15 protein-coding genes and 1 tRNA gene are annotated in these 10,873 nt (G+C 63.1%); 6 read left to right on the top strand and 10 right to left on the bottom strand.

The window, feature by feature from the left end:
* Nucleotides 1-43 precede the first annotated feature (43 nt).
* On the top strand, nt 44-280 hold the full coding sequence (locus tag H0241_RS18690) for a DUF680 domain-containing protein (RefSeq protein ID WP_181059121.1): 237 nt from the start codon (nt 44-46) through the stop codon (nt 278-280).
* 187 nt (nt 281-467) lie between these two features.
* The gene (locus tag H0241_RS18695; protein WP_181059122.1) at nt 468-713 is read left to right on the top strand and encodes a DUF680 domain-containing protein; all 246 of its coding nucleotides are present in this window, start codon (nt 468-470) and stop codon (nt 711-713) included.
* A gap of 53 nt (nt 714-766) precedes the next feature.
* On the opposite strand, the gene H0241_RS18700 is transcribed toward H0241_RS18695, so the two are convergent.
* From H0241_RS18700 to purM, 5 genes are all read right to left on the bottom strand, one after another.
* Nucleotides 767-1,282 (bottom strand): SixA phosphatase family protein, encoded by a 516-nt coding sequence (locus H0241_RS18700; protein WP_181059123.1) that lies wholly within the window; start codon nt 1,280-1,282, stop codon nt 767-769.
* A gap of 10 nt (nt 1,283-1,292) precedes the next feature.
* Complete coding sequence (locus H0241_RS18705) at nt 1,293-1,634, bottom strand: type II toxin-antitoxin system HicB family antitoxin (RefSeq protein ID WP_181059148.1); 342 nt, start codon at nt 1,632-1,634, stop codon at nt 1,293-1,295.
* A 94-nt stretch (nt 1,635-1,728) separates the two neighbouring features.
* The gene (locus H0241_RS18710; protein WP_181059124.1) at nt 1,729-2,061 is read right to left on the bottom strand and encodes a hypothetical protein; all 333 of its coding nucleotides are present in this window, start codon (nt 2,059-2,061) and stop codon (nt 1,729-1,731) included.
* 51 nt (nt 2,062-2,112) lie between these two features.
* Nucleotides 2,113-2,820 (bottom strand): phosphoribosylglycinamide formyltransferase, encoded by a 708-nt coding sequence (gene purN, locus H0241_RS18715; protein WP_181059125.1) that lies wholly within the window; start codon nt 2,818-2,820, stop codon nt 2,113-2,115.
* On the bottom strand, nt 2,817-3,881 hold the full coding sequence (gene purM / locus H0241_RS18720) for a phosphoribosylformylglycinamidine cyclo-ligase (RefSeq protein WP_181059126.1): 1,065 nt from the start codon (nt 3,879-3,881) through the stop codon (nt 2,817-2,819). The genes purN and purM overlap by 4 nt, the downstream gene beginning before the upstream one ends.
* A gap of 252 nt (nt 3,882-4,133) precedes the next feature.
* Between purM and H0241_RS18725 the strand changes: the two genes are divergently transcribed.
* The 4 genes from H0241_RS18725 (at nt 4,134) to hdaA (ending at nt 7,764) form a co-directional block, all read left to right on the top strand.
* Entirely contained in the window at nt 4,134-5,123 is a 990-nt protein-coding gene (locus H0241_RS18725) for a methyltransferase (RefSeq protein WP_181059127.1), read from the top strand.
* A 200-nt stretch (nt 5,124-5,323) separates the two neighbouring features.
* Complete coding sequence (locus tag H0241_RS18730) at nt 5,324-5,881, top strand: CDP-alcohol phosphatidyltransferase family protein (RefSeq protein WP_181059128.1); 558 nt, start codon at nt 5,324-5,326, stop codon at nt 5,879-5,881.
* Entirely contained in the window at nt 5,853-7,058 is a 1,206-nt protein-coding gene (locus H0241_RS18735; protein ID WP_181059129.1) for an AI-2E family transporter, read from the top strand. The genes H0241_RS18730 and H0241_RS18735 overlap by 29 nt, the downstream gene beginning before the upstream one ends.
* A gap of 1 nt (nt 7,059) precedes the next feature.
* Nucleotides 7,060-7,764, top strand: a complete 705-nt coding sequence (gene hdaA / locus H0241_RS18740) for a DnaA regulatory inactivator HdaA (protein ID WP_181059130.1) — start codon at nt 7,060-7,062, stop codon at nt 7,762-7,764.
* Between the two features lie 214 nt (nt 7,765-7,978).
* Here hdaA and H0241_RS18745 read toward each other — a convergent pair whose 3' ends face one another.
* The 5 genes from H0241_RS18745 to H0241_RS18765 all read right to left on the bottom strand — a co-directional run bounded on the left by H0241_RS18745 (nt 7,979) and on the right by H0241_RS18765 (nt 10,690).
* The gene (locus tag H0241_RS18745) at nt 7,979-8,239 is read right to left on the bottom strand and encodes a hypothetical protein (RefSeq protein WP_181059131.1); all 261 of its coding nucleotides are present in this window, start codon (nt 8,237-8,239) and stop codon (nt 7,979-7,981) included.
* Between the two features lie 80 nt (nt 8,240-8,319).
* On the bottom strand, nt 8,320-9,288 hold the full coding sequence (locus H0241_RS18750) for a quinone oxidoreductase family protein (protein ID WP_181059132.1): 969 nt from the start codon (nt 9,286-9,288) through the stop codon (nt 8,320-8,322).
* Between the two features lie 100 nt (nt 9,289-9,388).
* Nucleotides 9,389-9,835 carry a hypothetical protein gene (locus tag H0241_RS18755; protein ID WP_181059133.1) on the bottom strand — a complete coding sequence of 149 codons (447 nt, stop codon included), beginning with the start codon at nt 9,833-9,835 and terminating at the stop codon, nt 9,389-9,391.
* Between the two features lie 79 nt (nt 9,836-9,914).
* Nucleotides 9,915-10,562: a TetR/AcrR family transcriptional regulator gene (locus H0241_RS18760; RefSeq protein ID WP_235984339.1), complete on the bottom strand. Its 648-nt coding sequence runs from the start codon at nt 10,560-10,562 to the stop codon at nt 9,915-9,917.
* Nucleotides 10,563-10,613: 51 nt separating this feature from the next.
* Nucleotides 10,614-10,690 (bottom strand) — tRNA-Pro (locus H0241_RS18765).
* Nucleotides 10,691-10,873 lie beyond the last annotated feature (183 nt).

Genomic DNA, 10,873 nt, shown 5'->3' on the forward strand with positions numbered 1-10,873 from the left:
AAGGCACCGTTTGACCGACAAACAATGAACAATGAACAATGACATGAGCAAGATCACTCTCGCGGCCGTTGCCCTGCTGATGGCGACAGGGGCAGCCTTTGCCGGCAGCGACCACTACGACGGCGGCGGCAGCAACCATTACGGCTCGGACGATTGGCAGCAGCCTGTTGTCAAAACCACGACGACCACGGCGTCGATCCAGAAGCCGGTCCAACCGGTTCAGCCAGTTCAGGAGCCGGTCAGGCCTGGCAGTGACCGGCACCGTTTCGGCAACCGCTGAGTGCGTTCTCCAAAACCAAAGAGCGGCGGTCTTGGCCGCCGCTTTTCCTTTGCGCAACCGTCACCGGCACTGACCGCGAGGAATCCGTTTCGCCCGGGAATAAAACCGGGCGGTTACGGGTCTTGTTGACAGCGGACCATCCTCCCAAGGCGCCCGCGCAATGAAACGACAGACAAGGAACACTGAAATGACCAGGATTGCATTCGTCGCGGCCGCGATGCTCGTCGCTGCCATGGGCGGCGCCTCTGCCGGCAGCGACCACTATGGCGCCGACAACGCCAACCAGCCGACCGCTGGCGTCGATCGCGGCTTCACCGCCTCGATCCGCAAGCACGGGATGACCAAGCCCGCGCCTAACGTCGACACGACGGCAACCGGTTCGGCAGGGTCAACGGCCTGGCCTGATCCCGGCCAGGGCATCTGGGGCAACTGATCAGTTGCACTGAAAGCGGCGGGCCGAGCCCGCCGCTTTTGTTTTGGGCAGCCTCAGCCCAAATCCTTCGGCCTGATGCAATGCGTCAGCCGGGCTGTGCCGAAGGCGAGGTCTGCCCAATTGCCGTCGATGACAAAGCGGGCAAGGGCGCCGGTCGGGAATTTTTCTGCAAGCCTCCTCAGAGCTCCGGCATCCGATCGCGGACCGGCGAGCCGGCGCGCAAAATCCTCCAGGCCGGGATTGTGGCCAAGCACCAGGAGACAGCCAGCCGACGCGATTGCCTGTTGCACCTCGGCGAGAATGCCTGCGGCCGTGGCTTCGAAGAGCGCCTCGGCGAACTCCACCGGCACTCTCGCCGGCAGTTCGGCCGCGACCAGCCGCCATGTCTCGCGCGTGCGCTGCGCTGGGGACACCAGCGCCAGGTCCGGCAGCCAGTCGCGCCTGGCCAATTCGCGGCCCATCAATGGTGCGGCCTTCAGCCCGCGCGGGGCAAGCGGCCGGTCGAAATCGGCAAGCGCCGGATCGTCCCAGCTCGACTTGGCGTGGCGCAGCAGGAGCAGCTGTTTCATCGGTTCCGCCTCAAGCGATCTGCTTGTCGGCCGCCTCACGCAAGACCTCTTCTCCCCACTGGTTCAGGCTCTTGCCCGCGACTTCCGCAGCCAGCGCGACTTTCGAATGAACTGACGGATCAACGCGCAGCATGAGATTTCCGGAATAGGGTTTTTGCGGCGATTTGCCGATTTTTGCGCAGGTTTCGACATAGTCGTCCACAGCTTCATGGAAGGCTGCTTTCAGCCCGGCGACGGTTTCCGAATGGAACGATACACCGTCGCGAATTCCGGCAATCCGGCCAAAGAAAATCTCGTCGTCATCGTCATAGTCGACACGGCCGGAATAGCCCTTGTAGGTCATCGCATTCATGGTTTCACTCCGATCCTCGACAGGAATTGGCCGATCGAAATCGGCGAGCCGATTTGCATGAAGCAGCAGGAGCAACTGCCTCATCAGTCTCAATTCACGACCACGGGATGTCAGGCTGGAAGTCTGTGCCGTATCGGCCACCATGCTTCGTACCAGTTGCCGTGTCGAAGGCTGCCCAGAGCATGCCGAAGATGAAAACGCCTGCACGCCTTCCGTCCCTATCCCATCTCACCGCTATGTCCTTCGCGGTGATGGCCCAGACGCCCGATCGAATGTGAATTGCATCAATCACCGCACCTGCATTTCCGTCTTGGATTCGGTAAAGGTAGAAATACGCCGTGGCATTTTGCGGGTCACCTGCCTCGGTATACTCGAACACGCCGGCCAGATCGCCTGTTGTCCGGATTGCGCTATCGAAAACGTCCATGGCTATGTTTTCTACCACGCGCAACGGTATATTGGCGACCCTGGAGCGGCCTCAGGGCGTGATCCGCGCCAGATGCTCGAGGTCGCGTTCCTCGCGCAACGGGTCGGGGGCCATCACCACGGAGGTGGCGTTGTCGGCATCGTCGGCGAAATGCGCCAGCACGGTGCGGCCGCCTTCCATGCGCGCTTTGCCGTCGGCGACCAGCCCCAGCGCCAATGCATAGAGCCGGTGCTCGGCCTTCAGCACGCGCGCGGCCAGCGTATCCTCATTGTCGCCGACCATCACCGGCACCGCGGCTTGCGCGATGATCGGGCCGTCGTCCATCTCGGGCGTGACGAAATGCACCGTGCAGCCATGGATGCGCATGCCGGCGCGCAGGGCACGTGCGTGTGTGTCCAGTCCTTTGAAGGCGGGCAGCAGGGCAGGGTGGATGTTGAGCATGCGCCCCTGCCATTTCTCGACCAGGCCGCGGGAAAGGATGCGCAAATAGCCGGCCAGCGCCACGATCTCGGCGTTGAACGCAATCAGCGCGGCGTCGATCGCCGCATCATGGGCGTCCTTGCTCGCATGGTCGGCGCGCGCGATGACTTTGGTCGGGATGCCCCGCGCGGCGGCGATGCCGAGGCCGGCGGCGTTGGCTCGGTCGGAGATGACGCCGACGATTTCGGCGGGATAGGCGGGATCGCTGGCCGCCGCGATCAGCGCCGTCATGTTGGAGCCGCGTCCCGAGATCAAGACAACCGTGCGTTTCCTGCTCATAGGCCGATCGAACCTCGATAAATGACGCCGGCGTCGCGGCGCGGCACGATGCGGCCGATCGGCGTCACCGTCTCGCCGGCCTCCTGCAGAACGGCGGCGACTTGCGCGGCCTGGCCGGAGGCGACGACGAGGATCATGCCGATGCCGCAGTTGAAGGTGCGCATCATCTCTTCCGGCGCCACGCCGCCGGTTTTCGCCAGCCAGGAAAAGACGGGCGGTACATCGATGGCATTGAGGTCGAGCTCGGCGGAGAAATCCTTCGGCAGGACGCGCGGGATATTTTCGGGAAAGCCGCCGCCGGTGATGTGGGCCAGCGCCTTGATGCCATGCGTGTTGCGGATCGCCTTGAGGATCGACTTCACATAGATGCGCGTCGGTTCCAGCAGCGCTTCCGCCAGCGTCGCCTCGTCGTTGAACGGCGCCGGATCGCTCCAGGCAAGTCCGCTGACGCCAACGATGCGGCGCACCAGCGAAAAGCCGTTCGAATGCAGGCCCGACGAGGCCAGACCCAAAAGCACGTCGCCCTCGACGATGTCGTCGGTCGGCAAGAGCTGGCCGCGTTCAGCCGCACCCACGGCAAAGCCGGCAAGGTCGTAATCATTGCCATGATACATGCCGGGCATTTCGGCCGTCTCGCCACCGATCAGCGCGCAGCCGGCCTGACGGCAGCCCGTCGCGATGCCGCCGACGATTGCCGCCCCCTGGTCGGGGTCGAGCTTGCCGGTGGCGAAATAGTCGAGGAAGAATAGTGGCTCGGCGCCCTGGACGACGATGTCGTTGACGCACATGGCGACGAGGTCGATGCCGATCGTGTCATGCTTGCCGGCATCGATGGCGATCTTCAGCTTGGTGCCGACGCCATCATTGGCGGCAACCAGTACCGGGTCGGTGAAGCCCGCCGCCTTGAGATCGAACAGGCCGCCAAAACCGCCGATCTCGCCATCGGCGCCCGGCCGGCGCGTTGCGCGCACCAGCGGCTTGATCTTCTCGACCATAAGGTTGCCGGCATCGATATCGACACCCGCCTCGGCATAGGTGAGCCCGTTCTTGCGCTTGCTCATACTCTTTCCCTGCTTTCCCGGGCTCTTCGCATGAACGGCTGCGCCTCGCAAGGATAAGGGCTGGGATGGTTGGCTTTTCCGTTCGACAAAACAGTGGACAGGCGCCTTTCATCTGCGGTCGCGCGTCCTTTGCGCAGCCTCTCTGGAGAGGCAAAACCCCGTACCTCCATCTTCGCCTTCTCCCCTTTGCATCCTTGTGTCCTGCCGCTGTTGGTGCTCAGTTGCCACGCATCAGGCATCCGGGGACAAGCCATGCTCAATCCGTCGCAACAGATCATGAGACTGGGACTTGGATTTGCCGTGTCACAGGCGCTGCGCGTCATTGTCGAACTCGGCATCCCCGATCTCCTCGCCGTCGGCGAGCAATCGGTGGATGAACTGGCGGCTGCCACTCAGTCGGATGCTGACGCGCTCTATCGTGTAATGCGACTTCTCGCGCCTGAGGGCGTCTTCAGGGAAGTACTGCCCCGTCATTTCGAGTTGACGGAGGTCGGCGCCGTGCTGCGCTCCGATCGGCCGGGTCCGGGCGACTTCGTCCGAATGATCAACAGCGAGGCCTATCTTGCCTTCGGGCAGCTCCCGTATTCTGTCCGCACCGGGAAGCCAGCCTTCGACAAGGTGTTCGGGAGCCCAAGGTTTGACTGGCTGTCGGAACATCCGGAGCAGGCTGCCTTGTTTCAGCGTGCCATGGTCGCCTTGGGCCAAGGCGCCAACGAGGCCATTGCCGAAGCTTATGACTTCAAGACGTTCACACGGATCGTCGACGTTGGCGGCGGACATGGTCAGCTTCTCTCGGCAATCCTGGCCCGCAACCCTCATTTGAGCGGCGTGCTTTTCGACCTGCCTTCGGGCGTCGCGGCAGCACGCCAGGGTGCCGGAGGCGACCTGCCGCGCACCGAATTTGTCGCCGGTGATTTCTTTGAGAGCGTTCCCACTGGTGACATTTATGTCATCAAGAAGGTCATTCACGACTGGGATGATGCGGCTGCCGCGACGATCCTGCGGAATTGCCGCAAGGCAACGCCGCCGAGCGGGAAGGTTCTTGTGGCCGAGACGCTTGTGCCGGCGGGTGACGAGCCGAACCAGATCAAGGGTATTGACGTGGTCATACTCGCCGTCACCGGCGGCCTTGAGAGAACGCAGGCCCAATATGCAGGCTTGTTCGACGCCGCTGGTCTACGCCTTGAACGAGTGATTCAGACCCGAGGACCCATTTCAATCGTTGAGGCGTCTGCGGCCTAACCAACGAAGCTCTCGCAGTAAGCCCAGGTCGCGGTACTTCGTCTTGCAAGACCCGGCCCTTCGCTGTCGCTCCGGGCGTTCGTCGTTCGGAAAGCCAAGCAATTGGCTTTCCGAACGCCACGCGGACCACGTCTCACCCCTTGCATCCGCCTTCCGTCCGTCTCATGTATCAACAAGACATAAAGCGACGGGACATCCGTTTGACCATCCCCAACCTGATCACCATCATGCGCTTCGTGCTGGTGCCGGCCGTTGTGCTGGCGATGCTGAATATGCGCTGGGACTGGGCCTTTGCCGGCTTTCTCGTTGCCGGCATTTCCGACGGTGTCGACGGCTTCATCGCCCGCCGTTTCAACCAGCATTCGAAACTCGGCGCCTATCTCGATCCGATGGCTGACAAGGTGCTTCTGGTCTCGGTGTTCGTGGTCATGGGCTTCATCGGGCAATTGCCGCTGTGGCTGGTGGTCACCATGGTCTCGCGCGATGCGCTGATCATCTGCGCGGTGCTTTTGTCCACAGTCATGGCGCATCCGGTCGAGATGAAGCCGCTCTACGTGTCGAAGGCCAACACCGCCGTCCAGATCGTGCTGGCAGCGGTGGTGCTGGGCGAACTTGCCCTTGGCCTTCACCTCGACCCGTTGCGGCCCGCGCTCATATTGCTGTCCGGGGTCTTGACCGTGGCTTCGGCCGCGGCCTATCTCGTGGGCTGGCTGAGGCATATGAGCGGCTATGGCGAAGGCTCCACACCGGGCACCTGACCAAGGATCCATCGAAGCGGCGGCCGAGGCCGCGGCGGCAGGCGAAGCTGCGTCCGTGGCATTCCGACGCCAGATCTTCTTCTGGCTGGGCACGGCCGTGTTCCTGGCGCTGTTCCTATATATCTTCTCCAGCATCCTGTTGCCGTTCGTCGCCGGCATGGTACTGGCCTATTTCCTCGACCCGGTTGCCGACCGGTTGCAGCGCCTCGGTCTCTCCCGGCTGATGGCGACGGTGGTCATCCTCATTGCCTTCATCATCCTGCTGGTGCTGGCCTTCGTCATCCTGGTTCCGGTGCTGGCGACGCAAATGGCTGATTTCGCCGGCAAGCTGCCGGAATATTTGACCCGGCTGCAGTCGCTGATCACCAGCTTCGACCCGAAATGGCTGGAGCAGAAATTCGGCGTCAATGCCAATGGCTTGCGCGATGGACTGAACTCGCTGCTGACGTCCGGCTTCGGCCTGCTGAGCACCGTCTTCACCTCGATCTGGAGTTCCGGCGTGGCGCTGGTCTCGGTGGTCAGCCTGTTCGTGGTCACCCCGGTCGTTGCCTTCTACATGCTGCTCGACTGGGACCGCATGGTGGCGGTCGTCGACAGCTGGGTACCGCGCGATTATGTCGGCACGGTCAGGGCGATCTCCAGGGACATCAACACTGCGACCGCCGGCTTCGTGCGCGGCCAGGGCACGCTGTGCCTGGTGCTCGGCGCCATGTACGCCACCGGTCTGACGCTGACCGGTTTGAATTTCGCCATCCTCATCGGCCTGTTCGCCGGGCTGATCTCCTTCATTCCCTATGTCGGTTCGCTGACCGGCCTGGTGCTGGCCGTCGGCGTTGCCTTCGTCCAGTTCTGGCCGGATTGGACCATGATCGTCGCCGTCGCCGTGGTGTTCTTCATCGGCCAGTTCATCGAAGGCAACATCCTGCAGCCCAGGCTGGTCGGCAAAAGCGTCGGCCTGCATCCGGTCTGGCTGATGTTTGCGCTGTTTGCCTTCGGCGCCCTGTTCGGCTTCGTCGGCCTGCTGATCGCCGTTCCTGCTTCGGCGGCGGTTGCTGTGCTGGTGCGCTTTGCCATTGCCCGCTATCTCGAATCGCCGCTCTACAAGGGACACTCCACCGAGCCCGTCCCGCCGCTCCCCGCCGATCGCGGCGGCGGCCACCGGACGCGGCGCGGCTGACGTGGCCGACCAGAGAACCGAACCGCCGCGCCAGCTACCGCTCGATCTCGGCCACGGCACCGGCTATTCGCGCGACGAGCTGGTGGTGTCGGCCACCAACCGCGAGGCGGCGGCCCTGGTCGACCGCTGGCCGGACTGGCCGTCGCCGGTGATCGTGCTCGCCGGCCCGGCCGGTTCCGGCAAGACACATCTGGGCTCGATCTGGCACGCCCGGGCCAACGCTGTGGCGGTCGATGCCCTGCGCATCGGCAATGCCATCGCCGGACTCGGCGGCAGGCCGGCGCTGATCGACGATGTCGACAAGACAGCCATCGACGAGGCGGACCTGTTCCACCTCATCAATGAAGTGCGCGGCGCCGGGTCCACCTTGCTGTTGACGGCGCGGCGCTTCCCCGCCGCCTGGGGGGTGACGCTGCCCGATCTCGCCTCGCGGCTGAAGGCCGCGGCAACCGTCGAGATCCATGAGCCGGACGACCTGCTTCTGGCCGGCGTCATCACCAAACTGTTCGCCGACCGCCAGGTCGAGGTCGAGCCGCATGTCGTGCAATATCTGGTGCGCCGCATCGAGCGCTCGCTTGCCACCGCGATGCGCGTGGTCGAACGGCTCGACCGCACGGCGCTCGAGCGCAAGACGCCGATCACCCGCGCGCTCGCCGCCGAGATCGTCAGTGCCATGGACGAGGGGCAGGGCGAGTTCGAGATTTAGGGCCGTCGAAGGGGAGACTCCCCTGGTGTCCCATTTCGGGAAACATATGCTGGCATCCATCTTGCAACACTGCGCCTGCCGGCTGACCCCGGTCCTGATCGCGTTCCTGATCGGGTTGTAGGCTCGCCGGGAGTGATGATTGGGGTTCTCGCCCGGCGAGCTTACCTTCAGGCAGAATGGCGGCCAGAGTGCCCAGTAGAAGGGTGCGTCCCTGTCACGCCCACAACGGGGCCAGATAGCGGACCAGCAGGTAGACCGCCGTATGCGCAGCCACGTAGCAGGCGGCGACGACGACAAAGAAGGTCAGGCTGGCGGGCCACGACCGGGGAGGGCCCTGCCTCTTGCTCGGCCGGTTGTTCCAGATCCACAGGGCAGCACAAATAATGGCCCAGACGACGACGAACGGAATCGCGATACCGATATAAGCGAAATAGGCAGGGCCAATCAGCGACAGCCATGCCTCGAGACCTAGCATCCAGAATCTCCCCTTTGACCGAAGTCTAGACCGGCGGCTGCGATGGAAGCGAGGGGATTATCCGAGCGAAGCGCTTTGCGTCAAATCTTCAGCACCACCCGGCCGAACGGGCGCTCCTCGATGAGATACCGCAGGCCTTTGGCGGCATCCTCCAGCGCCAAGACCTTCGCCACGACCGGCTTGACCTTGCCGGATACAAGCAGGTCCGAAATGACCGACCAGGCTGCTTGCCAGGCCGACGCGCTTTCGGTGAGCAGCAAGAACCCCTTGATGCTTGCAGCTTTCCAGATCAGGTCGGTGACGTTGATCGTGCTTTCGCGTCCGGCGGAGTAACCGAGCGTAACCACCGATGCGCCCGGCGCCAGGGCCGACAGTGCGGCGCTCAGGATCTTGCCGCCGATGCCGTCGATGACGATGTCGGCGCCATGACCTTCACTGAGCCGCTTGACGCCGTCGGCCAGGCCTTCGTCGGTGAGGTCGATGACTTCGGAAAAGCCGAGCGCCTTCGCTTCCTTGGCCTTGGCGTGGCTGGTGGTGGAAGAGATGCTATGGCCGGCGCCGAGCGCACGCGCCAGCTGCGTCACGGCGTTGCCGACGGAGCCGCCGATGGCCGGCGCCAGTACAACCTTGCCGGCCGCGAAGCCGGCATTCATCAGTGCGATATAGGCTGTGAGATAGGCGACCGGCAGGCTTGCGGCCGCGGTGTCGTCGATCGCATCGGGGACGCGCAGCAGCAATTCCTTGGGAACGGCGACATAGTCCGAATAGGTGCCGTTCTCGAAGACGCCGAAGGGGCCGAGAAATGCCACCCGCGTGCCATCGGGAAAATCGGCATCGCCGCCCTCGATGACGCCGGCGCCCTCATTGCCGAGCACCAGCGGCGCCGTCGAGCGCGGAAACTGCCCGCTCAGGATCGTATGATCGAGCGGCGTCACGCCGGCGGCCCGCATCCGCACCAGCAGCCGCCCTTCGGATGGGATCGGCTTGGGGATGTCGGCTAGTTTCAGATCGTGGTAACCGCTAAAGCGGTCAGCTCTCATCGCACGCATGATTGTATTCCTTCCGTGTTGAATAGGGCATCGGCTTGGCCGCAAATCGCCGTCGCCAGCCTGGCAGGCCTTCTGTTGATTTGAGGTAGAGTGTTGGTGCTCAGGCCTTCGGATCGGCGGCGGCCTTCTCCATGGCCTCGGCCTGCGGTCCCGTCAGATAGAGATCGCCAAATTCGTCGCCGACCTGTTCCCACATCAGGCGCGAGAACAGCAAAGCGGCGTCGAGCGGGCGGTGATTGATGACGATCGAATCCGCTTCTCCGTCGGCATTCTTATGCGCCAGCACCGAGCATTCGATCGGCGTGCCGCGAACCTCGGCCCGGTAGGATTCCATGAAGAAGTCGCTGCCGAAGTCGCCGCGATAGGTGAAGTCCCGGAAGTCGTAGAGCGGTGCGGCATGCTTCAGCAGCGCCAGTATGGCCTGCTTTCCTTCAATCGGCCGCCTCAGCACGGTTGCCTCGAGCGTGGCGTCCTCGGCAAGAATGGCCAGCCATGGCGGCGGACCGCTGTGTTTGGGAAGAAGGGGACCTGTGTCGTTGAATTTCATGATCGGTTCCGGCGGGGAAGGGGTGAAGTTGATACTCAATATGACCAGTCATCTTGAGTTGAGTAAAAATAAAAGGCGGCTATGTCAGCAGGGTACCGAACGCGACGATCTCGAACGCTGTCAGCGCTGTTGCGTCCTTGTCGACCTTGGCGCGCATCATCGCGCCTTCCCAGGAGTTGAGCAGGAAGGCCGCGATCGTCCTGGCATCCATGTCGCGCCGCAACGCGCCGTCGGCCTGTGCTTCCTTGACGCAGGATTCGATCGCACGGCTCCACGCCGCCAGCAGCACAGCCAGGCGTTCCCGTACCGGGCGGCTTTGGTCCGGCATTTCAGCGCTCATATTGCCGATCATGCAGCCAGTCTGGTAGTCTCCCTGGCGGGTGACCTCGTTAAGATACTGAAAATACCGGCGCAGCCGGTCGACGGCAGGTGTCTTCTCATCGCCGAGCCCGCTCAGGCCGTCGAGCACCCTTTGCCAGTAGCGCTCCAGGGCTTCGACAGCGAGGAGTTCCTTGCTTTCGAAATGGTTGTAGAACGATCCCTTCGGCACCTGCGCCGCTTCGGTTATGTCCTGAACGCTGGTGCCGTTGAACCCCTTCCGATGCAGGGTGTCCACGGCTGCGGCGATGATCTGTTCTCTGGTGCTCGGTCTTGCCATGAGCTGAATATGACCGGTCGTCTTAAATGAGTCAATACGGATTTTCGTACCGCCGCCACTCGCCAGCAACGAGGCAGGTCTCGGCGATCATGAGCAAGGACGGGCTTTACGGGGGAAAAATGGTCGGAGTGGAGAGATTCGAACTCCCGACCCTCTGGTCCCAAACCAGATGCGCTACCAGGCTGCGCTACACTCCGAGGCCCTGCGGCGTATAAGGTTCCGGGCCCTGCCGCGCAACCCCTAAAACGTCAAATGTCGTAAGCACACGAGTTGTCCGGATTAGGTAGCAGATGAGTTGTCCGGTTTTATCGCCAGCGAACGGAGGCTGGGGATGAGACGGGCAGCATGGCTACAGGACCGGAGAATGCGGAAGTTTCGGG

The sequence above is a fragment of the Mesorhizobium neociceri genome, from assembly GCF_013520985.1.
Lineage (GTDB): Bacteria > Pseudomonadota > Alphaproteobacteria > Rhizobiales > Rhizobiaceae > Mesorhizobium > Mesorhizobium neociceri.